The 20,180-nt window shown below is 59.2% G+C and carries 30 protein-coding genes and 2 pseudogenes; 2 read left to right on the forward strand and 30 right to left on the reverse strand.

Annotated elements, in window-relative coordinates:
- The 3 genes and pseudogenes from FSO04_RS40505 to FSO04_RS40515 form a co-directional block, all read right to left on the reverse strand.
- Positions 1-418, reverse strand: a pseudogene (locus tag FSO04_RS40505) (c-type cytochrome biogenesis protein CcsB); the annotation flags it as partial.
- Positions 419-422: 4 nt separating this feature from the next.
- Positions 423-2,645, reverse strand: coding sequence for a cytochrome c biogenesis protein ResB (locus FSO04_RS40510; protein ID WP_154567035.1), 2,223 nt, complete (start codon positions 2,643-2,645; stop codon positions 423-425).
- 114 nt (positions 2,646-2,759) lie between these two features.
- Positions 2,760-3,413, reverse strand: coding sequence for a c-type cytochrome (locus tag FSO04_RS40515; RefSeq protein WP_154567036.1), 654 nt, complete (start codon positions 3,411-3,413; stop codon positions 2,760-2,762).
- Between the two features lie 216 nt (positions 3,414-3,629).
- Here FSO04_RS40515 and yihA point away from each other — a divergent pair, with 216 nt between their 5' ends.
- Positions 3,630-4,283 (forward strand): ribosome biogenesis GTP-binding protein YihA/YsxC, encoded by a 654-nt coding sequence (yihA, locus tag FSO04_RS40520; RefSeq protein ID WP_154567037.1) that lies wholly within the window; start codon positions 3,630-3,632, stop codon positions 4,281-4,283.
- Between the two features lie 251 nt (positions 4,284-4,534).
- Positions 4,535-5,533: a porphobilinogen synthase gene (gene hemB / locus FSO04_RS40525; RefSeq protein WP_154567038.1), complete on the forward strand. Its 999-nt coding sequence runs from the start codon at positions 4,535-4,537 to the stop codon at positions 5,531-5,533.
- A gap of 147 nt (positions 5,534-5,680) precedes the next feature.
- On the opposite strand, the gene dsbD is transcribed toward hemB, so the two are convergent.
- From dsbD to FSO04_RS40660, 27 genes and pseudogenes are all read right to left on the reverse strand, one after another.
- Positions 5,681-7,585 (reverse strand): protein-disulfide reductase DsbD, encoded by a 1,905-nt coding sequence (gene dsbD, locus FSO04_RS40530; RefSeq protein ID WP_154567039.1) that lies wholly within the window; start codon positions 7,583-7,585, stop codon positions 5,681-5,683.
- Complete coding sequence (gene cutA, locus FSO04_RS40535) at positions 7,578-7,910, reverse strand: divalent-cation tolerance protein CutA (protein ID WP_168435997.1); 333 nt, start codon at positions 7,908-7,910, stop codon at positions 7,578-7,580. The genes dsbD and cutA overlap by 8 nt, the downstream gene beginning before the upstream one ends.
- Before the next feature lie 190 nt (positions 7,911-8,100).
- Entirely contained in the window at positions 8,101-8,493 is a 393-nt protein-coding gene (rplQ, locus tag FSO04_RS40540; protein WP_006052227.1) for a 50S ribosomal protein L17, read from the reverse strand.
- Between the two features lie 182 nt (positions 8,494-8,675).
- A complete protein-coding gene (locus FSO04_RS40545; RefSeq protein ID WP_006052226.1) occupies positions 8,676-9,653 on the reverse strand; it encodes a DNA-directed RNA polymerase subunit alpha in 978 nt (325 codons plus the stop codon).
- A gap of 124 nt (positions 9,654-9,777) precedes the next feature.
- Complete coding sequence (gene rpsD, locus FSO04_RS40550) at positions 9,778-10,401, reverse strand: 30S ribosomal protein S4 (RefSeq protein ID WP_007180123.1); 624 nt, start codon at positions 10,399-10,401, stop codon at positions 9,778-9,780.
- Positions 10,402-10,557: 156 nt separating this feature from the next.
- Positions 10,558-10,962 (reverse strand): 30S ribosomal protein S11, encoded by a 405-nt coding sequence (gene rpsK, locus FSO04_RS40555; RefSeq protein WP_006052224.1) that lies wholly within the window; start codon positions 10,960-10,962, stop codon positions 10,558-10,560.
- 28 nt (positions 10,963-10,990) lie between these two features.
- Positions 10,991-11,356, reverse strand: coding sequence for a 30S ribosomal protein S13 (gene rpsM, locus FSO04_RS40560; protein ID WP_006052223.1), 366 nt, complete (start codon positions 11,354-11,356; stop codon positions 10,991-10,993).
- A gap of 41 nt (positions 11,357-11,397) precedes the next feature.
- Entirely contained in the window at positions 11,398-11,514 is a 117-nt protein-coding gene (gene rpmJ / locus FSO04_RS40565; protein ID WP_004199844.1) for a 50S ribosomal protein L36, read from the reverse strand.
- 20 nt (positions 11,515-11,534) lie between these two features.
- Positions 11,535-11,753, reverse strand: a complete 219-nt coding sequence (infA, locus tag FSO04_RS40570; protein WP_004521905.1) for a translation initiation factor IF-1 — start codon at positions 11,751-11,753, stop codon at positions 11,535-11,537.
- Between the two features lie 8 nt (positions 11,754-11,761).
- Entirely contained in the window at positions 11,762-13,108 is a 1,347-nt protein-coding gene (secY, locus tag FSO04_RS40575; RefSeq protein WP_063497536.1) for a preprotein translocase subunit SecY, read from the reverse strand.
- A 46-nt stretch (positions 13,109-13,154) separates the two neighbouring features.
- The gene (gene rplO / locus FSO04_RS40580; RefSeq protein WP_054036556.1) at positions 13,155-13,589 is read right to left on the reverse strand and encodes a 50S ribosomal protein L15; all 435 of its coding nucleotides are present in this window, start codon (positions 13,587-13,589) and stop codon (positions 13,155-13,157) included.
- A 29-nt stretch (positions 13,590-13,618) separates the two neighbouring features.
- Entirely contained in the window at positions 13,619-13,801 is a 183-nt protein-coding gene (gene rpmD / locus FSO04_RS40585) for a 50S ribosomal protein L30 (RefSeq protein WP_007180126.1), read from the reverse strand.
- A 10-nt stretch (positions 13,802-13,811) separates the two neighbouring features.
- Entirely contained in the window at positions 13,812-14,330 is a 519-nt protein-coding gene (rpsE, locus tag FSO04_RS40590) for a 30S ribosomal protein S5 (protein ID WP_006052219.1), read from the reverse strand.
- A 14-nt stretch (positions 14,331-14,344) separates the two neighbouring features.
- Positions 14,345-14,710 carry a 50S ribosomal protein L18 gene (gene rplR, locus FSO04_RS40595; protein WP_006052218.1) on the reverse strand — a complete coding sequence of 122 codons (366 nt, stop codon included), beginning with the start codon at positions 14,708-14,710 and terminating at the stop codon, positions 14,345-14,347.
- 12 nt (positions 14,711-14,722) lie between these two features.
- The gene (rplF, locus tag FSO04_RS40600) at positions 14,723-15,253 is read right to left on the reverse strand and encodes a 50S ribosomal protein L6 (protein WP_028199570.1); all 531 of its coding nucleotides are present in this window, start codon (positions 15,251-15,253) and stop codon (positions 14,723-14,725) included.
- 18 nt (positions 15,254-15,271) lie between these two features.
- A complete protein-coding gene (gene rpsH / locus FSO04_RS40605; protein WP_006052216.1) occupies positions 15,272-15,667 on the reverse strand; it encodes a 30S ribosomal protein S8 in 396 nt (131 codons plus the stop codon).
- 14 nt (positions 15,668-15,681) lie between these two features.
- Complete coding sequence (gene rpsN, locus FSO04_RS40610; RefSeq protein ID WP_006052215.1) at positions 15,682-15,987, reverse strand: 30S ribosomal protein S14; 306 nt, start codon at positions 15,985-15,987, stop codon at positions 15,682-15,684.
- Between the two features lie 7 nt (positions 15,988-15,994).
- Positions 15,995-16,534, reverse strand: a complete 540-nt coding sequence (gene rplE / locus FSO04_RS40615; RefSeq protein WP_154567040.1) for a 50S ribosomal protein L5 — start codon at positions 16,532-16,534, stop codon at positions 15,995-15,997.
- Between the two features lie 17 nt (positions 16,535-16,551).
- Positions 16,552-16,860 (reverse strand): 50S ribosomal protein L24, encoded by a 309-nt coding sequence (gene rplX, locus FSO04_RS40620; RefSeq protein WP_028199569.1) that lies wholly within the window; start codon positions 16,858-16,860, stop codon positions 16,552-16,554.
- Positions 16,861-16,869: 9 nt separating this feature from the next.
- Positions 16,870-17,238 (reverse strand): 50S ribosomal protein L14, encoded by a 369-nt coding sequence (rplN, locus tag FSO04_RS40625; RefSeq protein ID WP_006052212.1) that lies wholly within the window; start codon positions 17,236-17,238, stop codon positions 16,870-16,872.
- A gap of 290 nt (positions 17,239-17,528) precedes the next feature.
- A complete protein-coding gene (gene rpsQ, locus FSO04_RS40630) occupies positions 17,529-17,801 on the reverse strand; it encodes a 30S ribosomal protein S17 (protein WP_007180129.1) in 273 nt (90 codons plus the stop codon).
- Positions 17,798-17,992, reverse strand: coding sequence for a 50S ribosomal protein L29 (rpmC, locus tag FSO04_RS40635; protein WP_007180130.1), 195 nt, complete (start codon positions 17,990-17,992; stop codon positions 17,798-17,800). The genes rpsQ and rpmC overlap by 4 nt, the downstream gene beginning before the upstream one ends.
- 10 nt (positions 17,993-18,002) lie before the next feature.
- Positions 18,003-18,419 carry a 50S ribosomal protein L16 gene (gene rplP / locus FSO04_RS40640; RefSeq protein ID WP_007180131.1) on the reverse strand — a complete coding sequence of 139 codons (417 nt, stop codon included), beginning with the start codon at positions 18,417-18,419 and terminating at the stop codon, positions 18,003-18,005.
- A gap of 2 nt (positions 18,420-18,421) precedes the next feature.
- On the reverse strand, positions 18,422-19,228 hold the full coding sequence (gene rpsC, locus FSO04_RS40645) for a 30S ribosomal protein S3 (protein ID WP_011490053.1): 807 nt from the start codon (positions 19,226-19,228) through the stop codon (positions 18,422-18,424).
- Between the two features lie 11 nt (positions 19,229-19,239).
- Positions 19,240-19,572, reverse strand: coding sequence for a 50S ribosomal protein L22 (gene rplV / locus FSO04_RS40650; protein ID WP_197070230.1), 333 nt, complete (start codon positions 19,570-19,572; stop codon positions 19,240-19,242).
- A 7-nt stretch (positions 19,573-19,579) separates the two neighbouring features.
- Complete coding sequence (rpsS, locus tag FSO04_RS40655) at positions 19,580-19,855, reverse strand: 30S ribosomal protein S19 (RefSeq protein WP_054036552.1); 276 nt, start codon at positions 19,853-19,855, stop codon at positions 19,580-19,582.
- 10 nt (positions 19,856-19,865) lie between these two features.
- Positions 19,866-20,180 (reverse strand): annotated as a pseudogene (locus FSO04_RS40660) (50S ribosomal protein L2); the annotation flags it as partial.

A 20,180-nucleotide genomic window follows, 5' to 3' on the forward strand; every position in this document is an offset into this window, starting at 1 on the left:
AGACGAAGAGCGCGCTCATCCACAGAATCGCGGACTGGCTCGACAGGAAATACTTAAGGAAGAACGCGCTATCCGCGCGCGACAGATCGCCCTGATAGATCTGGATTGCCAGCAACGACAGCGCGGCGATGCCCACCATCAGCGGACGCACCGGCTTCCAGCGCCAGCCGAGTACGACGAACACCGGCACGGCCAGGCACAACACCAGTTTGTCGTAGTAGTTCATGAACGGGTGATAGCGCGACAGCGCGAACCCCGCGCCCGCGACCATCACGACGGCGAACAGCCAGTCGACGATGCCGAGCCGTTTCAGAAACGGCCGCTCATCATACTCAGCAACGTTGAGTGCCTCGTTCGCGAACGACTTCTGCGGCCGCGAGGGTGAAGAGGAGGATGAAGAAACCTGAGTCAAGTCCATGATCTTACCGGGTCGAATCTTGTGAGCGTGCGGACGGCGCGCCGGCATGGCCGGGTTTGTCGGAGGCGCCGGCGGCGTCGGATGCTTCAGTGAGTTTGGCGCCCAACGCGGCGCCGACAGCGTCGCGCGTTTGAACGAACTCCTTTTCGAAATCGAGCGTTTTGCGCGCGCTCGACATCGCCATCACGACATTCGTGCCGTGATCGGTATCTTTGAGCCAGAACCAGAGGCGCCGTTCGCGGACGTAGAACATCGAAAAGATGCCCAACACGAGGAGCAGGCTGCCAAGATACACGACTTTTTTGCCCGGCGCGCGCGTCAACTGAAATACCGAAGCTTGCACCTGCTTGAATGAGTCAAGCTGCAAATAGACCGGCGAACCATACAGAAAGCTGTCGGATATCGCATTGATCGAACTCTGAACGAAGCGGCTGGCGTCCGCATTGGCCTGCGCGTCCGGCTCGCCCAGCTGCTCACGCGACAGTTGCCACAGGTCCCACGTCGCGCCTTCCAGCATGCGCAGCAGCAGGCCCGCGGCTTTTTCCTGCTCGCCCTTCGGCACCGAATGGTCGATGAACCCGGCGACCGCCTGGAAGCCGCCGACCGTCTGGCCGTTCGGCATCTTGATACCGTTGTCCGCACCCGCAAACAGGGTCAGGACACGCAACGCGCTTTCTTCCAGGTGCTGTTGCAGTTCGGTATTCGAACCCGGCACCGAGCGCAGCGCGAAACGGTGAGCGGCCGTCGCGCGCATGGCCGGATTTTCAAGCGTGGCGCGCAGGTTCATCCATTCCTTGACGGTCCCACCGGTGTCGGCGGGAATCCGCAGGTAGCGGAAGGGATCGTCCGGATTCAGGCGCATGCCGGCGAGGAACATCTTTTCGCCCGCGACGTCCACCGGCAGCATGTAGTTGTTGTACTCGCGCGCCTGGCCGTCCTTGTCGCGCACCTTGTACTGCACCGACGGACCGACGTTATGCAGATCGAGCGGCTTCGAGCTCTTGGCACCGGAGCCGAGACGCTCGTCAAACGCTTCTTTCAGCGACCGATGCGCGGCAACGCCACGTGCATCGTTCTGGCCGCTGCCATTGGAGACGTTTTCGACGTTGATCGCGCGGAAATCGGTGAATTCGACGGTCTGGCCGTCAGCCAGCGGCGTGGCCGTGCCCAACGGCGCGTTGCCGCCGATCGTGCCGCCGAACGGCGCGGTCTTCGCACTCGCACCGGACATCGGGTACGCGGTCATTTGCATCTGCGAGCCGCCGTCCTGGAAGCTCGACTGATAGATCGACACGCCGTCGTAGGTGAACGGCTTGTTCACTTCGACGCGTGCCGGCACGCGTGCGCCCGTCTTATGGTCGACCACGACGATGTCGCTCGCAAACAGCTTCGGCATGCCCGTTGAGTAGTAGTCGACGATGAACTTGTTCAGCTCGATCGAGAACGGCAGGTCCTGGATCAGCGAGCCGTCCGGCTGGTTAAGGATCGCCGTCGACACATGCTGCCCTTCCGGCACCCACGCATAGCCGCGAAAAGTCGGGTTCGATTGCGACAGACGATGTTCCGGCGGAATGTCGTTGATCACCGTGTTGGCGCGGATCGGCGACTTGTCGAACAGCCACATTTGCAGCTTGATCGGCAGATTGCTGTCGAGCAGGCCGCCCAGACAGATCACCACAATCGCAATGTGCGCCGAGATGTAGCCGAACTTGGTCAGCGCGCCGCGCTTCGCTGCGATCAGCGTTGCACCGTCCGACTCACGTGTGACGAACTTGTAGCCGAGCTTGGCCGAGAGTTTGGCGAGTACCGCCGCGGTCTGCGCGCGCTTGCCGTGCACCGCGAACTCGCCCTTATGATGGAACGCGCGCAAGCTGCCTTCGCGGACCTTGTCTTTCCAGCTCTTGGCGTCCGCGACCATTTTCGGCGCATTGCGGATCACGCACAGCGACACCGACACCATCAGGAAGCCGAGAATCAGCATGAACCACCACGAGCTGTACACCGTGTACAGGCTCAGCGAGCGGAAGATGTCCGCCCAGAACGGGCCGAACTGATTGACGTAGTTGGGATACGGATCGTCCTGCGTGAGGACGGTGCCGATAATACTGGCGATCGACAGGATCACGAGCAACGAGATCGCGAAGCGCATCGAACTCAATACCTCGATGATGCTGCGCGTGAAGCGATTGCCCGACTTCGACTGCAAACCCGACGTGGTGAAGCTCATTCATACTCCGACTGAACAGCAAAAAAGGGTGAAGGGCTGTCGTAGACACGACGCCCTCACCCTTTTCTTGTTTTGTACCGGCCTCGCCGGGCCGGTTGCTTGCGTGCGGACTTCTTAGTGCAAGCCCGCGATGTAATCGGCTACAGCCTTGATCTCGCTGTCCGACAGACGCGATCCAACGGCGTGCATCGCCTCATTGTTGTTACGTGCGCCCGAGCCCTGCGTGAACGCGGTCAACTGCGCCACCGTGTATTCGGCCCACTGCCCCGACAGACGCGGATACTGCGACGGAATCCCCTGACCGGTCGGTCCGTGGCAACTCGCGCACGCCGGTACTCCCTTGTCCGCAATCCCACCGCGATAAATCTTCTGACCGAGCGGGACGGTGTCCTTGCTATGCGCGTAACCTGGTTTCGGGGTCTGCGTCGAGAAATAAGCCGCCACGTTGACCACGTCCTGATCGGACAGCGCCGCGGCCATGCCCGCCATGATCGCATTGTTGCGCGCGGGCTGCTTGGCGCCCGGCTGCGTTTTGAAATCCATCAGTTGCTTGACGAGATACTCGGGATGCTGACCTGCCAGCTTCGGATACGCACCACCAGCACTGTTGCCGTCTGCACCGTGACATGACGCGCAAACCTGCACTGCGATTGCCTGCCCCCGATTGACGTCCGGCTTTGCCGGATCTGCTGCTCGTGCCTGAATTGCCAAACCTGAAAGACCTGCCGCTACTTGAAGCACCATCAGAGTCTTGCACAGTCGATTCATTCGCACACCCTGTCTCGTCTTGTGGGATTTTAGAGGTTTTGCAAGATACGACAGCGACTGAGTGACCGCAAAGAGCCGCCAAGGCACGCGGGCTGGCCCCCTCAGGTTTTCAGTAAACCATCGTATTGTACAATAACTCGCTAATCGCTAAGACGCCAGTCGGGCTTGACCCGTCCCCACTCCGGGTTCCCCGGCGTCTCGAATACCGGCCTGATCATGTCCTTCCTGCTCCACCAATCCCGCTTTTTCACGACCGTCAATCACTTACGTGATCTGCCGGCCACCGCGCAACCTGAGATCTGCTTTGCGGGACGCTCGAATGCAGGCAAGTCCACGGCCATCAATATTCTCTGCAATCAGAAGCGCCTCGCGTTCGCCAGTAAGACGCCTGGCCGCACGCAGCACATCAATTATTTCTCGGTGGGCAAGGAGGACGAACCAACCGCGCATCTGGTCGACCTGCCGGGCTACGGCTATGCGGAAGTGCCGGGCGCGGCCAAGGCCCACTGGGAAGCACTGCTCTCCACCTACCTGCAATCGCGCTCGCAACTGCGCGGCATGATCCTGATGATGGACTCGCGCCGCCCGTTGACGGATCTGGACCGGCGGATGATCGAATGGTTCGCGCCGACCGGCAAGCCGATCCACACGCTGCTGACGAAGTGCGACAAATTGACGCGCCAGGAAAGCGTCAACGCCTTGCGCGCGACACAGAAAGGTTTGGCCGAATATCGCGCCGCAGGCTACCAGGGCGAACTGACCGCACAGTTGTTCTCGGCGCTCAAGCGCGTCGGCATCGACGAAGCGCACGAACTGATCGAAAGCTGGTTGATCCCCGAGGCCAAGGGAGAAGCAGACGCGGCGCAGTAATCTCGCGGCGGGTACGAGCCCAGGAAAAAAACGCCATCCCGGCCGCCCAAAAAAAACCCCGCCGCTTTAACGGCGGGTCAAACAGCCTAATCGAAAAAACGACAGGCACCCGCTCAGGGAGGAGAAGCGGGGAGGTCAGCGCAGGGCGCCTTGCTCGATCGGTATGATATACCATTGTCTCGAAAAGTTTCCGGGAGCGGAGGCAGGCGCTACTTGTCCACTCCACACATCCACGTTTCTTCGATTCGGTTATGAGCTTCTTTCCGCACTACCGTCCGCGCCGCATGCGCCGTGACGACTTCTCGCGCCGTCTGATGCGAGAAAACATCCTCACCACCAACGATCTGATCTTTCCCGTGTTTATCGTCGAAGGCACCAACGTGCGGCAAGCCGTACCGTCGATGCCAGGCGTCGAGCGCGTGTCGGTGGATCTGCTGATGGGTGTGGCCGAGCAATGCGTCGAACTGGGCGTGCCGGTACTGGCGCTCTTTCCGGCAATCGACCCTTCCTTGAAGACGCCTGATGGCCGCGAGGCGACCAACCCCGCTGGCCTGATTCCGCGCGCGGTTCGCGAACTGAAAAAGAACTTTCCCGACCTCGGCGTACTGACCGACGTCGCGCTCGATCCGTACACGAGCCACGGCCAGGACGGCGTGCTCGACGAAGCGGGCTACGTGATCAACGACGAAACCGTCGAGATCCTCGTGGAACAGGCGCGTGTGCAAGCTGAAGCGGGCGTCGATATCGTTGCGCCCTCGGACATGATGGACGGCCGCATTGGCGCGATCCGCGAAATGCTCGAGAGCGAGGGACATATCCACACGCGCATCATGGCTTACGCGGCCAAGTTCGCGTCGGCGTTTTACGGCCCGTTCCGCGATGCCGTCGGTTCCGCGACGAACCTCGGCAAGGGCAACAAGATGACCTACCAGATGGATCCGGCCAATTCGGATGAAGCGCTGCGCGAAGTGCAGGCGGACATCGAAGAAGGCGCGGATATGGTGATGGTCAAACCGGGCATGCCGTATCTGGACATCGTGCGTCGTGTGAAGGACGAGTTCAAGTTCCCGACCTACGTGTATCAGGTCAGCGGCGAATACGCGATGCTGAAGGCGGCCGCGCAAAATGGCTGGCTCGATCACGACAAGGCGATGATGGAATCGCTGCTGGCGTTCAAGCGCGCAGGCGCGGATGGCGTGCTGACCTACTTCGCGCTGGATGCCGCGCGGATTTTGCGCTCACAGAAGTGATTTAACGTGTCGCTTTGCCGGCGGCGCTAGTCTTTGAAAGCGCCCCAAATAAACGGAGGCCGACTTTTTAAGTCGTGCCTCCGTTTTTTTATGCGTGTTCTGGCGTGCGTCTTCTACGGGCGTGTCGGCGCGGGTTTCTTTGCCCGCTCAGGCGGGCGAGCTGCTTTGCGTTACGCCCCGGGGCGCGTTCGCGCGATCGAGGGTGCGCAAAAACTTGTCTGCGGACTCGTAGCCGACGACGCGCAGCACTTCCTTGCCGCCCTGGTCGAAAAAGATGATGCCGGGCGGGCCGAACAGGCTGAAGCGCTTGAGCAGCATCTGATCGTCGGCGTTATTCGCGGTGACGTCGGCGCGCAGCAGGTTCATCTGCTTCAACTTCGCCTGAACGCGCGGATCGCTGAACGTGAACTTCTCCATCTCTTTGCAGCTCACGCACCAGTCTGCGTAAAAATCGAGCATAGCGGGCTGCGCAGCCGTTTTGACGGCCTCGTCGAGCTCGGTCGAGGAACGCACCGAAGCGAACGTCAGATCGCTCTGTGGCGCTGTATTCGGCATGTTAGAGGTGTTTGCCACGCTTGCTTCCCCGCCCCCACGTGCGGCCAGGACCGCTAGCGGACGCAGCGGATCGGACGAACCCGCAGCAAGGCCGACCAGCAGCACCGCCGCCCAGATTGCCAGCGCTGCGCCAATACCACGGCCGAGCCGGCGCCACACCGAAGCGCCCGCCGTCGAGGCCGAGAAAAGACCAAGCCCGGCTGCAGCGATCAGCAACCACAGCGCGCTCAACAGCATGGTCGCGGTCGCACCAAGCACCGGCCAGACGATCCACAGGGCCGCCGCAAGCAACACTACGCCGAAAAACACCTTGACGCCGTCCATCCAAGCGCCGGCGCGCGGCAGCAAGGTACCAGCGCCAAGGCCGATAATCAGGAGCGGTACGCCGAGACCGAGTCCCATCGAGAACAGCGCCGCGCCGCCGAGCAACGCGTCGCCCGTATGCGCAATGAATGCCAGCACGGCAAAAAGCGGCGCGGTCATGCAGGCCCCGACCACCAGCGCGGACAGGGCACCCATTACCGCCACAGCGGCAAACTTGCCGCCGGAACGTCCGGTCGACGCGCGCGACACGCCGTCCTGCCAGCGCTGCGGCAAAGCGATGTCGAAGCCCGCGATCAGCGTCAAGGCGAAAACGGTCAGCAGTACGCCGAACGTACCAAGTACCCACGGGTTCTGCAGCCACGCGCCGAGGCTCTGCCCAACGAGCGCGGCCGCAATGCCAAGCGCCGTGTAGACGAGCGCCATGCCGATCACATAGGCCAGCGACAACGCAAAGCCGCGGGCACGCGTCACCCGCGCGCCTTCGCCAATGATGATCGCCGACAGGATCGGGATCATCGGATACGAGCACGGCAGCAGGCTGAGCACGGCGCCGGCCACGAAATAGAGCCCGATGATCGCGAAGAAGCCACCGCCTTGCAGCAGCGATTGCGCATAGTCGGCGCTGGTGGCGCGCTCATACCACGGCGCGCCGGCTGCTGCGGATTGCTGCGTAGAGCCGCCGCCGGTAGCCGCCGCACTGCCGGCCGGCTGCAAAGCCTCGCCGCTCACGTGGTACACGCGCTCCATCGGCGGATAGCAGATGCCTGCATCGGCACAGCCTTGAGACGTGACGGCCAGGTCGAACGGCCCCTGGGCCTGTTTCACCGGGATGCGGATCGTCAGCTCACTGCGATACGTCTCGACGTTCTTGTTGAAGGTCTGATCGAACTTGACATGACCAGCCGGCAATTGGGGCTCGCCAATCGTCGTCGTGCCGTTGCGGGTCGCGAACGCGAAGCGCTCACGGTACATGTAGTAACCGTCCGCGATCTTGTACGTGACGTCGACTTCGCCCGGTTTCTCGGTCGCGCTGAATTTGAAGGCGACGGCGGGATCGAGGAAGTCGTCCGCAGCGCGGGCAAGCGTGCCGAACTGCGCGAATATCAGGCAGCCGAACAGGAAGAAGACTACGCGCAACGCGTGACGCGCACGTCGATTTAGACCGTTAAACATGGAGAGGACGTTGGGTTTCAGCAGCAATCCACTGGCCGTACGCGACCGATGCCGTAGCTTGCCACGAGAGGATTTCCGGCGTGTCGTAGGGATGGTGGGCCTGAATGTACTGCTCGAGCTCGAGCGCGCGTGCCGCGCTGGTCTTGAACAGCAATTGGATCTCCTGCGTCGTTTCGACGGCGCCCTGCCAGTGATAGCTGGACTGCACAGTGCCCAACTGCGTGACGCAGGCGCATAGCCGCGCGGCCAACGCATCCGCGGCGAGCTTCTGAGCAACGGCAGCATCCGGTACCGTGGTCAGAATCAAGGTCACATTCAAGCTCACGCTCACGAAGGCTCCAGACAGACACGATTCAAGTGCCAATATCGTATCACCTAGCCTCGCGGTGCCGCAGACGCCCACGCAGCAAGCATGCGGCATTTGGCCGCCGCGATCGACATGCCGCAGTGAAATTCGCCGCTATAAACAAAAAAGCCAGGCTTGGCGCCTGGCTTTTTCTTCGATGCTAAAAAGCTTACTCAGCTTCTTGCACTTCAACTTCTTCGACTTCCGGACGGTCCAGCAATTCGACCAGTGCCATCGGTGCGTTGTCGCCGACGCGGAAGCCGAACTTCAGGACGCGCAGGTAGCCGCCCGGACGGGTAGCGTAACGCGGGCCGAGGACTTCGAACAGCTTCGTGACCGAGTCACGATCGCGCAGGCGGTTGAACGCCAGACGACGATTTGCCAGCGACGGCTTCTTGCCGAGCGTGATCAGCGGCTCGACGACTTTACGGAGTTCTTTCGCCTTCGGCAGCGTCGTCTTGATGACTTCGTGCTCGATCAACGAGTTGGACATGTTACGGAGCATTGCCAGACGGTGGCTGCTCGTGCGGTTCAGTTTCCGCAAACCATGACGGTGACGCATGTTAATTCCTTTGATTCAAAGTTTTGGTCCAGCTCTTCTATCGCGCTCGGTCTACCCTCGGTTTCCCAACGGTGATGAGTGCACGGGCCGGTAGTGAAAAAAGCCAAGACGCGGATTTTAAAGGAAAATCCGCGTCTTTGCCAGTGCAGCAGCGGGGTCTTATCCCGAGATTACTTCTCGACTTACTTGTCCAAACCTGCCGGCGGCCAGTTTTCGAGTTTCATGCCGAGCGTCAAACCACGCGACGCCAGTACTTCCTTGATTTCGTTCAACGACTTGCGCCCCAGATTCGGGGTCTTGAGCAACTCGTTTTCCGTACGCTGGATCAGGTCGCCGATGTAGTAAATGTTCTCGGCCTTCAGGCAGTTCGCGGAACGAACCGTCAGTTCGAGATCATCAACCGGACGCAGCAGGATCGGATCGATCTGCGGCGCACGCGACGGCGCTTCCGCCGTTGCTTCAGTGCCTTCCAGTGCAGCGAACACCGACAGTTGATCAACCAGAATACGCGCCGATTGACGGATCGCTTCTTCCGGCGAGATCACACCGTTGGTCTCGATGTTCATCACGAGCTTGTCGAGGTCGGTACGCTGTTCGACGCGCGCGCTTTCAACGGCGTAGCTCACGCGGCGAACCGGCGAGAACGACGCGTCCAGCACGATACGGCCGATGATCTTGGCCGACTCTTCGCCGTAACGACGCACATTGCCCGGCACATAACCACGGCCCTTTTCGACCTTGATCTGCACGTCGAGCTTGCCGCCCTTCGACAAATGCGCAATCACGTGATCCGGGTTGATCACTTCGCAATCGTGCGCGAGTTCGATGTCGCCAGCGGTGACAACGCCTTCGCCTTCCTTGCGCAGCGTAACCGTCACTTCGTCACGGTTATGCAGCTTGAACACTACGCCCTTCAGGTTCAACAACAGGTTGACCACATCCTCTTGCACACCGTCGAGCGTCGAATACTCATGTACGACGCCTGCGATCGTCACTTCGGTCGGCGCGTAGCCGATCATTGACGACAGCAGCACGCGCCGAAGCGCGTTACCCAAGGTGTGGCCGTAACCGCGTTCAAACGGTTCCATGACCACTTTCGCGTGGCTCTCACCAAGCGATTCAACAGCGATGATCTTGGGCTTCAACAAACTGGTTTGCATAGGTTTTCCTTTTCAATACCCTCGGCTCGTTACACCGATAAGGCTGACCGGTAACAACCTGAAAATAAACAGCCGAGACGCCCCCTTGCGCAACGCAATCGGGGTGCCCCGGCCGTTAATCCGATTACCGCGAATACAATTCGACGATCAGGCTTTCGTTGATATCGCCAGCGATGTCGCTGCGTTCCGGCTTCTGCTTGAACGTACCTTCGAATTTCTTCGAATCGACAGCGACCCAGCTCGGCAGACCGCCTTGCTCAGCCAGCGACAGCGCTTCGAGAATACGCGCCTGCTTCTTCTTTTGTTCGCGCACTGCGACGACGTCGCCTGCCTTCACTTGCATCGACGGGATGTTCGACACCACGCCGTTCACCGTGATCGCCTTGTGGCTCACGAGCTGACGTGCTTCAGCGCGCGTCGAGCCGAAGCCCATGCGATACACGACGTTGTCGAGACGCGATTCGAGCAATTGCAGCAGGTTTTCACCTGTGTTGCCCTTCAGGCGGTCGGCTTCAGCGAAGTAACGGCGGAATTGACGCTCGAGGACACCGTAGATGCGCTTCACTTTTTGCTTTTCGCGCAGCTGCGTGCCGTAGTCGGACGTACGTGCACCCGACGTGCGGCCGTGCTGGCCAGGCTTGCTGTCAAGCTTGCACTTGTCAGCGAGCGAACGACGGGCGCTCTTCAGGAAGAGGTCAGTGCCTTCACGGCGGGACAGCTTGGCCTTAGGGCCGATATAACGTGCCACGTTGATTCCTTCTATGATTGATCACACGAATGCATGCACTCGCGCTAGTCCGAACCCTTTGGGTCGAACGGTGGGCTTAGTCAATTCAATAGCGCAAGCAGCCTGTGGTCGCCGGCTTGAACCCCGGCGGCGACAGGCGCTAGCGAAAACAGCGTCTTAGATACGACGACGCTTCGGCGGACGGCAGCCGTTGTGCGGGACCGGCGTCACGTCGGAGATCGCGGTGATCTTGATGCCAAGACCATGCAACGCGCGCACCGCCGATTCGCGGCCAGGGCCGGGGCCCTTGATACGCACTTCGAGGTTCTTCACGCCGTATTCCATCGCCACGCGGCCAGCCGATTCGGCTGCCACCTGGGCTGCAAACGGGGTCGATTTACGCGAACCCTTGAAGCCCTGACCACCCGACGTTGCCCAAGCAAGTGCATTGCCTTGACGATCGGTGATCGTGATGATGGTGTTGTTGAACGACGCGTGAACGTGAACCACGCCCTCGGCGACGTTCTTCTTGACCTTCTTGCGAACGCGTTGCGCCGCGGAGTTGTTCGAAGCCTTAGCCATTACGTTTTCCTGTAACTGTCAGTTCCGCTTACTTCTTCAGCGATTGCGCTGCACGACGCGGACCCTTGCGCGTACGGGCATTCGTACGCGTGCGTTGGCCACGCAGGGGCAGGCCCTTGCGATGACGCACGCCACGGTAGCAGCCGAGATCCATCAGGCGCTTGATGTTCATCGTCGTTTCACGGCGCAGATCGCCTTCAACGATGAACTTGCCGACTTCTTCACGCAGCTTTTCGAGGTCTGCGTCGTTCAGGTCCTTGACCTTCTTCGAAAATGCCACACCAGCAGCGACGCAGATGTCGCGCGAGCGCGTGCGGCCGATACCGTAAATTGCCGTCAGGCCGATTTCGGTATGCTGGTGATTCGGGATGTTAACCCCTGCGATACGAGCCATTGTTTTTCCTCAAACAAAAAGCGCAGCAAAAAGCGCGGCGTTCAGCCTTGACGCTGTTTGTGGCGCGGATCAGAGCTGCAAATCACGCGCACAACGCCTTTGCGCTTGATGATCTTGCAATTGCGGCAAATGCGCTTAACCGATGCCATCACTTTCATGATATTACCCTTTTTTCAAATCACTTCGCCCGGAACACGATCCGCGCACGCGACAGATCGTAAGGCGTCAATTCAACCGTTACCTTGTCGCCCGGCAAGATTCGGATGTAGTGCATCCGCATCTTGCCGGATATGTGTCCCAATACGACATGGCCGTTTTCCAGCTTCACCCTAAAGGTAGCGTTAGGCAGGTTTTCGATGACTTCACCCTGCATCTGGATAACATCGTCTTTGGCCATAAGTCCTTTCAACGCATCGGGACGCCGCCGCCTTTGAAATTAGCTTTCTTCAGCAGCGATTCATACTGTTGCGACATAACGTACGACTGCACCTGCGCCATGAAATCCATTGTGACGACGACAATGATCAGCAGCGACGTTCCACCAAAATAAAACGGCACGTTCCAGCGCAGTACCAAAAATTCAGGCAGCAGACAAACAAACACGATGTAGATCGCACCAGCCAGCGTCAGACGCGTCAGGATGCGGTCGATGTATCGCGCCGTTTGATCGCCCGGGCGGATGCCTGGGACGAAAGCGCCACTCTTTTTCAGGTTGTCGGCCGTTTCTCTGCTGTTGAACACCAGTGCGGTGTAGAAGAAGCAGAAGAAGACGATCGCCAACGCGTACAGCAACACGTACACGGGTTGACCGGGCTTAAGGGCTTCGGCCACGTTGTGCAACGTGTCTGCGAACCAGCTGGTACGCGACCCCGAACTAAACCAGTTCAGGATGGTTGCCGGGAAGAGAATGATCGACGATGCAAAGATCGGCGGAATCACGCCCGACATATTCAACTTCAGCGGCAGATGTGAAGACTGTCCGCCGTAAATCTTGTTACCGACTTGCCGCTTGGCGTAATTCACAAGAATCTTGCGCTGGCCGCGTTCGATGAACACCACCAGATACGTCACACCGGCAATCAGCGCGACCACGATAATCGCCGAGATGATGCTCATCGAGCCAGTTCGCACCAGTTCGAAAAGACCACCGATTGCGTTCGGAAAACCCGCCGCAATACCGCCGAAAATGATGATCGAGATACCGTTACCAAGCCCGCGTTCCGTGATCTGCTCACCCAGCCACATCAGGAACATCGTGCCGGTCACCAGCGTCACGACCGTCGTCAGCCGAAATACCATCCCCGGATCGATCACCAGGCCCGGCTGATTTTCCAGTGCGACGGCGATGCCGAACGCCTGGAACGTCGCCAGCAGGACCGTAAAGATACGCGTGTACTGCGTAATCTTCCGTTGCCCCGCCTGCCCTTCCTTTTTCAGCGCTTCGAGTTGCGGCGAGACAATCGCCAGCAACTGCATGATGATCGACGCCGAAATGTACGGCATGATCCCCAGCGCAAAAATCGTGAACCGCGAAAGTGCACCACCCGAGAACATGTTGAACATGCCAAGGATGCCGCCCGACTGGCTTTGGAACAACTTTGCCAGCTGGTCCGGGTCAATACCCGGCACCGGAATGTGCGCGCCGATACGGTAGACGATCAACGCCAGCAGCAGGAACACTGCACGCCGACGCAGATCGCCAAACTTCGCCGCGCTGCGACCGGGTTTTGCGAGACTCGGACTGTTAGCCAAGTACCTTCTCCGATGCAAATGCTAGTGACGGCAAATAACTTGCGCGTTACTCGGCAAAAGAGCCGCCGGCTGCTTCAATAGCAGCGCGCGCACCCTTCGTCGCACCCAGACCCTTCACAACGATCTTGCGCTTAAGCTCGCCCGTCGCGATGATCTTGGCGCTCTTGATCAGCTCGCCGAGCAGGCCGGCTTGCTTCAGAGCCAACAGATCGATTTCGTCGACCGGCAGCTTTTCCAGATCAGAGAGACGCACTTCACCGACGAATTCCTTCGTCAGCGAGGTGAAGCCACGCTTCGGCAGGCGACGTTGCAGCGGCATTTGACCGCCTTCGAAGCCAACCTTGTGAAAGCCGCCCGAACGCGACTTCTGACCCTTGTGACCGCGGCCAGCCGTCTTGCCCAGACCGGAGCCGATGCCACGGCCGACGCGACGCTTAGCGTGCTTCGAGCCTTCAGCCGGCTTCAGGTTATTCAATTCCATTATCAACTCCTTGAGTCCTGGTCAGCCGCTTAGCTGATGACCTTAACGAGGTACGAAACCTTGTTGATCATGCCGCGCACAGCCGGCGTGTCCTGCAACTCGCTAACCGAGTTGAGTCGGCGCAGGCCCAAGCCACGCACCGTTGCACGGTGCGTTTCACGGGTGCCGATCAGGCTCTTGACGAGCTGGACCTTGACAGTTTTATCAGACATGGTGTCCACCTTAGCCCAGAATATCTTCGACGGACTTGCCGCGCTTCGCCGCGATATCACCCGGCGTCGACTGCTTACGCAGACCGTCGAGCGTTGCACGAACGAGGTTGTACGGGTTCGTCGAACCGTGGCTCTTGGCCACAACGTTCTGCACGCCCATCACGTCGAACACTGCGCGCATCGGGCCGCCAGCGATCACACCGGTACCGTCCTTCGCCGGGGCGAGGAGGACCATCGATGCGCCGTGCTTACCGTGCACTTCGTGTTGCAGGGTACCGTTCTTAAGCGGCACCTTGAACATGTTGCGGCGAGCCTGTTCCATCGCCTTCTGAACAGCGACCGGCACTTCCTTCGCCTTGCCCTTGCCCATACCGACGCGGCCATCACCGTCACCAACCACGGTCAGTGCGGCAAAACCGAGAATCCGGCCGCCCTTCACAACCTTGGTCACGCGGTTGACCGAAATCATCTTTTCGCGCAGGCCGTCGTCGCGTTCGTCAGCCTGAACTTTCGCTTGCATCTTTGCCATGACGAATTCTTCCCTTAGAACTTGAGTCCGGCTTCGCGCGCCGCATCAGCCAGCGCTTTCACGCGGCCGTGGTAACGGAAACCCGAACGGTCGAAGGCGACGGATTCGATGCCGGCAGCCTTAGCCTTTTCTGCAATGCGCTTACCGATCAGGGTCGCAGCAGCGACGTTGCCGCCCTTGCCAGTCTGATCAGCCAGTTGCGCACGCACTTCGGCTTCGAGCGTCGACGCGCTGGCGAGCACCTTGGTGCCGCACGGCGAGAACACTTGCGCATAGATGTGCGTGTTCGTGCGATGCACGGCGAGACGCGCGACCTGCAGCTCAGCGATCTTGATACGCGTCTGACGAGCGCGGCGCAGGCGAGATTGAGTCTTATCCATGATTGCGCACCCTTACTTCTTCTTCGTTTCTTTGAGGATCACAACCTCGTTGGCGTAACGCACACCCTTGCCCTTGTAGGGCTCCGGCGGGCGATAGCCGCGCACTTCTGCAGCGACCTGGCCAACTTGTTGCTTATTGATCCCCTTGATCACGATTTCGGTTTGCGTCGGGGTTTCAGCCTTGACGCCTTCCGGCATCTGGTGCACCACGGGGTGCGAGAAACCCAGCGACAGGTTCAGCTTGTCGCCTTGCGCCTGTGCGCGGTAACCGACGCCAACCAGCGTCAGCTTGCGCTCGAAACCCTTCGTCACGCCGTTCACCATGTTCGCAACCAGTGCGCGCATCGTGCCCGACATCGCATTCGCTTCGCGGCTTTCGTCCACCGGCTCGAACTTCAGCGTGCCGTTGTCGTTCACCACCTTCACGAGGCTGTTTGCAGCCTGCGAAATCGTACCCAGCGGGCCCTTGACGGTAATGCGTTCGTCGCTCAGGGCCACTTCTGCGCCTTGCAGCGCGATCGGGCTTTTACCTACTCGAGACATGTTTCTCTCCTTTCGGCCTTAAGCGACGTAGCAGATGACTTCGCCGCCAACGCCCGTTGCACGCGCCTTGCGGTCCGTCATCACGCCCTTCGGCGTCGACACGATTGCCACGCCGAGGCCATTCATGACCACGGGGATGTCGTTACGGCCGCGGTACACACGCAGACCAGGCTTCGAAACGCGTTCAATGCGCTCGATCACCGGACGGCCAGCGTAGTACTTCAACACGATGTTCAATTCAGACTTCGCACCTTCGGACTTCACTGCGAAATCATCGATATAGCCTTCGTCCTTCAGGACCTGCGCAATCGCAACCTTGACTTTCGACGAGGGCATTGTCACCGAAACTTTCTCAACCATCTGCGCATTGCGGATGCGAGTCAGCATATCGGCGATAGGATCACTCATGCTCATTTACGTTTCTCCTATTACCAGCTCGCCTTGGTCAGGCCAGGGATCTCGCCGCGGAACGCGATTTCGCGAATCTTGTTACGCGCCAGCCCGAATTTACGGAACGTGCCACGCGGGCGACCGGTAATTGCGCAACGATTGCGCTTACGGGTCGGGTTAGAGTTGCGCGGCAGTTGTTGCAGTTCCAGACGTGCTGCGTAATGCTCTTCGTCCGACTTGCTCATATCGCCGATAATCGCTTTCAGCTCAGCACGCTTGGGAGCGTACTTAGCGGCCAGGCGAGCACGCTTCTTTTCACGTTCGATCAGTGCCAGTTTAGCCACGGTAACCTCAGTTTCTGAACGGGAACTTGAAGCTGGCGAGCAGAGCCTTTGCTTCGTCGTCGGTCTTCGCAGTTGTCGTGATGCTGATGTTCAGCCCACGCAGTGCGTCGATCTTGTCGTAGTCGATTTCGGGGAAAATGATCTGCCCTTTCCCCCCGATGTTGTAGTTGCCGCGACCATCGAACGCACGACCCGACACGCCACGGAAGTCGCGCACACGGGGGAGCGCAACCGTCACGAAACGGTCCAGAAATTCGTACATTGCCTGACCACGCAACGTGACCATTGCACCGATCGGATAGCCCTGACGGATCTTGAAGCCAGCGATTGCCTTGCGTGCCTTCGTGATCACCGGCTTCTGGCCTGCGATCTTCGTCAGGTCGCCAACGGCGTTTTCGATGATCTTCTTGTCAGCAACCGCTTCGCCAAGGCCCATGTTCAGGGTGATCTTGGTGATGCGCGGCACTTCCATCACGGACTTGTAACCGAACTTCTCGATGAGGCCGGGTACAACCTTCTCTTTGTAAAACTCTTGCAAACGAGCCATTTTTTTACTCCGCAGCGTCAGGCGCTCAGCACGGCACCGGTCGTCTTAAGGAAACGGACTTTCTTGTCTCCCTCGACCTTGATGCCTACACGCGACGCCTTGCCATTCGCGTCGACCAATGCGACGTTCGAAATTTGCAGCGGCATCGTCTTGGCTTCCACACCACCCGTCGTACCCTTCATCGGGTTCGGCTTGACGTGCTTCTTGACGAGGTTGATGCCCTCGACAATTACCTTGTCTTCGCCAACGGACAGCACGACGCCGCGCTTGCCTTTATCTTTGCCGGTGATGACGATAACTTCGTCACCTTTGCGAATCTTGTTCATCGCGACTCCTTACAGCACTTCAGGTGCCAACGAAACGATCTTCATGAATCGTTCGCTGCGCAACTCGCGCGTAACAGGCCCGAAAATACGGGTGCCAATAGGTTCGAGCTTGGCATTCAACAGCACTGCAGCATTGCCATCGAACTTGATCAGCGAGCCGTCCTGACGGCGCACGCCCTTGGCGGTGCGAACCACCACGGCGTTGTAAATTTCGCCTTTCTTCACGCGCCCGCGCGGCGTTGCTTCTTTGACGGTCACCTTGATGATGTCGCCAATGCTGGCATAACGACGCTTCGAGCCGCCGAGAACCTTGATGCACATGACTTCACGCGCACCGGTGTTGTCGGCCACTTCAAGCCGAGTTTCGGTCTGGATCATGGTTTATCTATCCCAACTTAATCCGGTCACACCACCATGGCGTACCCGGTCAGTCTTGGTCCCGTCAGCCAATCGGCTGCTTGGGTATGAACAGCAGCGACGGCAAACGAAACCCGCCATCGCAATCCGGTGAATCCTTCGGAACAGACTGGCGCCTGAACCGCTTCCCCCACCAACTTCGCCCGCGACGGGGCTCCCATAAAAGAGGGAAGACCGAGATTATAACTGATAATCTCGGTCTTGCAAGCGAAACTTACTGCGATTTCAACTACTTCTACAACTTTGCGGCGTCAGATGACGCGAGCAGCCTCGACCAGGCGAGCCACAACCCAAGCTTTCGTCTTCGAAATCGGACGCGTTTCCTGGATTTCAACGAGGTCACCCTCGTTGTACGTGTTCGCATCGTCGTGCGCGTGGTACTTCTTCGAACGCACAACGTACTTGCCGTAGATCGGGTGCTTCACGCGGTGCTCAACCAGCACGGTGACCGTCTTGTCCATCTTGTTGCTGACGACCTTGCCGACCAGCGTCCGCTTGAGCGAGGTTTTTACGCTATCGTTCATTTCTGGTTCGCCTTCTCAGTCAGGACGGTCCGCACACGTGCGATGTCGCGACGAACCTTCTTCAGTTGGCTCGTGTTCGTGAGCTGCTGGGTCGCGAGTTGCATGCGCAGGCCGAATTGCGCCTTCAACAGGTCCGACAGCTCCTTGTTGAGCGCGGCCTGATCTTTCTGGTGAAGTTCGGAAGCCTTCATCATTTACTCCTTAGGCGCCGAGCTGACGCACGATAAACGTCGTCTTGAGCGGCAGCTTAGCTGCAGCCAGACGGAACGCTTCGCGTGCCAGCTCTTCGGTTACGCCGTCCATTTCGTACAGCATCTTGCCCGGTTGAATCTCCGCGACGTAGTACTCAGGGTTACCTTTACCGTTACCCATACGTACTTCAGCCGGCTTGTGCGAGATCGGCTTGTCCGGGAAGATGCGGATCCAGATGCGGCCACCACGCTTGATGTGACGCGTCATTGCACGACGTGCCGCTTCAATCTGGCGCGCGGTCAAGCGACCACGACCGATAGCCTTCAGGCCGAACTCACCGAACGACACCGCGTTGCCGCGGGTAGCGATACCGGTGTTACGACCCTTCTGCTCTTTGCGATATTTTCTGCGTTTCGGTTGCAGCATCGTTATTCTCCAGTCTTCCCGCCGTCGCCGGCACCGCCAGCACGACGGGGAGCGCCACGGCGTGCACCTGCCGGGCCACCACCTTCACCATCGCGACGCGGACGACGATCGCCACCCGGACGTGCGTTGCGGCGCGGACGCTTTTCTTCGGCGACTTCTTCAACCACCGGTGCGTCGTTGCGGCCGAGCGTGTCGCCCTTGTAGACCCACACCTTCACGCCGATGATGCCGTACGTCGTCTTCGCTTCCGAAGTTGCGTAGTCGATATCAGCACGCAGCGTATGAAGGGGCACGCGACCTTCGCGATACCATTCCGTACGAGCGATTTCGATACCGTTCAGGCGGCCAGCGCTCATGATCTTGATGCCTTGAGCACCCAGACGCATTGCGTTTTGCATCGCACGCTTCATCGCGCGGCGGAACATAATCCGACGCTCGAGTTGTTGCGTGATCGAGTCAGCGATCAGTTGCGCATCGGTTTCCGGCTTGCGGATTTCTTCGATGTTGACGTGGACCGGAACGCCCATGCGGCGTTGCAGTTCCGACTTCAGCAGCTCGATATCCTCGCCCTTCTTACCGATGACGACACCCGGACGCGAGCTATAAATCGTGATGCGCGCGTTTTTCGCCGGACGCTCGATAACGACGCGACCAACCGAAGCGTTTTTCAGCTTCTTCTTCAGGTATTCACGAACACCGATGTCTTCCTGCAACATCGCCGCGAAATTGTTGTTGTTCGCGTACCAACGCGACGCCCAATTGCGGCTGACGGCCAAACGGAAGCCAGTCGGATGAATTTTCTGTCCCATCGTATGACCCCTTAATTCCCGACCGTCACAGTGATGTGACAGGATTGCTTCTCGATGCGGTTACCGCGGCCTTTAGCGCGCGCAGTAAAACGCTTGAGCGATGCAGCCTTGTCGACCATGATGCTCGTTACCTTGAGCTCGTCGATATCGGCGCCTTCGTTATGCTCCGCATTCGCGATCGCCGACAGCACGACCTTTTTCACGATTCCCGCAGCCTTCTTCGGCGAGAACGTCAGAACGTTCAGCGCCTTGTCGACCGGCAAACCGCGGATCTGGTCAGCCACAAGGCGCGTTTTCTGCGCCGAGATGCGGGCACCGCGATGAATTGCTTTCACTTCCATCATGAGCCCCTTATTTCTTAGCCTTCTTGTCGGCTGCGTGACCCTTGAACGTCCGGGTCAATGCAAACTCGCCAAGCTTGTGGCCGACCATGTTTTCCGAGATGTACACCGGAACGTGTTGACGGCCGTTGTGCACAGCAATCGTCAAACCGATGAAATCCGGCAGAATCGTCGAACGACGCGACCAGGTTTTGATCGGCTTCTTGTCACGTGCAGCGGCTGCCGACTCAACTTTCTTCAGCAAATGGGCGTCGCAGAACGGACCTTTTTTTACAGAACGTGCCATTGCCTACTCCTTAACGCTTGTGACGGCGCTGGACGATCATGCTCGTCGTGCGCTTGTTGCTGCGGGTGCGATAACCCTTAGCAGGCGTGCCCCACGGGCTCACCGGATCGCGACCTGCAGCCGTCTTGCCTTCACCACCACCGTGCGGGTGATCGACCGGGTTCATTGCAACGCCACGCACCGTCGGGCGGATACCGCGCCAGCGGTTCGCGCCAGCCTTACCGATTTGACGGAGGCTGTGCTCTTCGTTGCCAACTTCACCAATCGTCGCGCGGCATTCAACGTGAACGCGGCGGATTTCACCAGAGCGCAGGCGGACCTGTGC

This window comes from Paraburkholderia madseniana, assembly GCF_009690905.1.
GTDB classification, from domain to species: domain Bacteria; phylum Pseudomonadota; class Gammaproteobacteria; order Burkholderiales; family Burkholderiaceae; genus Paraburkholderia; species Paraburkholderia madseniana.

What these genes read in the sequence shown, in the direction of transcription:
- FSO04_RS40510 (WP_154567035.1), bottom strand. Translation starts at nt 2,645, where the DNA reads ATGAGCTTCACCACGTCGGGTTTGCAGTCGAAGTCGGGCAATCGCTTC.
- FSO04_RS40515 (WP_154567036.1), bottom strand. Translation starts at nt 3,413, where the DNA reads ATGAATCGACTGTGCAAGACTCTGATGGTGCTTCAAGTAGCGGCAGGT.
- yihA (WP_154567037.1), top strand. Translation starts at nt 3,630, where the DNA reads ATGTCCTTCCTGCTCCACCAATCCCGCTTTTTCACGACCGTCAATCAC.
- hemB (WP_154567038.1), top strand. Translation starts at nt 4,535, where the DNA reads ATGAGCTTCTTTCCGCACTACCGTCCGCGCCGCATGCGCCGTGACGAC.
- dsbD (WP_154567039.1), bottom strand. Translation starts at nt 7,585, where the DNA reads ATGTTTAACGGTCTAAATCGACGTGCGCGTCACGCGTTGCGCGTAGTC.
- rplQ (WP_006052227.1), bottom strand. Translation starts at nt 8,493, where the DNA reads ATGCGTCACCGTCATGGTTTGCGGAAACTGAACCGCACGAGCAGCCAC.
- FSO04_RS40545 (WP_006052226.1), bottom strand. Translation starts at nt 9,653, where the DNA reads ATGCAAACCAGTTTGTTGAAGCCCAAGATCATCGCTGTTGAATCGCTT.
- rpsK (WP_006052224.1), bottom strand. Translation starts at nt 10,962, where the DNA reads ATGGCTAAGGCTTCGAACAACTCCGCGGCGCAACGCGTTCGCAAGAAG.
- rpsM (WP_006052223.1), bottom strand. Translation starts at nt 11,356, where the DNA reads ATGGCTCGTATCGCAGGGGTTAACATCCCGAATCACCAGCATACCGAA.
- rpmJ (WP_004199844.1), bottom strand. Translation starts at nt 11,514, where the DNA reads ATGAAAGTGATGGCATCGGTTAAGCGCATTTGCCGCAATTGCAAGATC.
- infA (WP_004521905.1), bottom strand. Translation starts at nt 11,753, where the DNA reads ATGGCCAAAGACGATGTTATCCAGATGCAGGGTGAAGTCATCGAAAAC.
- rplO (WP_054036556.1), bottom strand. Translation starts at nt 13,589, where the DNA reads ATGGAATTGAATAACCTGAAGCCGGCTGAAGGCTCGAAGCACGCTAAG.
- rpmD (WP_007180126.1), bottom strand. Translation starts at nt 13,801, where the DNA reads ATGTCTGATAAAACTGTCAAGGTCCAGCTCGTCAAGAGCCTGATCGGC.
- rpsE (WP_006052219.1), bottom strand. Translation starts at nt 14,330, where the DNA reads ATGGCAAAGATGCAAGCGAAAGTTCAGGCTGACGAACGCGACGACGGC.
- rplR (WP_006052218.1), bottom strand. Translation starts at nt 14,710, where the DNA reads ATGGATAAGACTCAATCTCGCCTGCGCCGCGCTCGTCAGACGCGTATC.
- rplF (WP_028199570.1), bottom strand. Translation starts at nt 15,253, where the DNA reads ATGTCTCGAGTAGGTAAAAGCCCGATCGCGCTGCAAGGCGCAGAAGTG.
- rpsH (WP_006052216.1), bottom strand. Translation starts at nt 15,667, where the DNA reads ATGAGCATGAGTGATCCTATCGCCGATATGCTGACTCGCATCCGCAAT.
- rplE (WP_154567040.1), bottom strand. Translation starts at nt 16,534, where the DNA reads ATGGCTCGTTTGCAAGAGTTTTACAAAGAGAAGGTTGTACCCGGCCTC.
- rplX (WP_028199569.1), bottom strand. Translation starts at nt 16,860, where the DNA reads ATGAACAAGATTCGCAAAGGTGACGAAGTTATCGTCATCACCGGCAAA.
- rplN (WP_006052212.1), bottom strand. Translation starts at nt 17,238, where the DNA reads ATGATCCAGACCGAAACTCGGCTTGAAGTGGCCGACAACACCGGTGCG.
- rpsQ (WP_007180129.1), bottom strand. Translation starts at nt 17,801, where the DNA reads ATGAACGATAGCGTAAAAACCTCGCTCAAGCGGACGCTGGTCGGCAAG.
- rpmC (WP_007180130.1), bottom strand. Translation starts at nt 17,992, where the DNA reads ATGAAGGCTTCCGAACTTCACCAGAAAGATCAGGCCGCGCTCAACAAG.
- rplP (WP_007180131.1), bottom strand. Translation starts at nt 18,419, where the DNA reads ATGCTGCAACCGAAACGCAGAAAATATCGCAAAGAGCAGAAGGGTCGT.
- rpsC (WP_011490053.1), bottom strand. Translation starts at nt 19,228, where the DNA reads ATGGGACAGAAAATTCATCCGACTGGCTTCCGTTTGGCCGTCAGCCGC.
- rplV (WP_197070230.1), bottom strand. Translation starts at nt 19,572, where the DNA reads ATGATGGAAGTGAAAGCAATTCATCGCGGTGCCCGCATCTCGGCGCAG.
- rpsS (WP_054036552.1), bottom strand. Translation starts at nt 19,855, where the DNA reads ATGGCACGTTCTGTAAAAAAAGGTCCGTTCTGCGACGCCCATTTGCTG.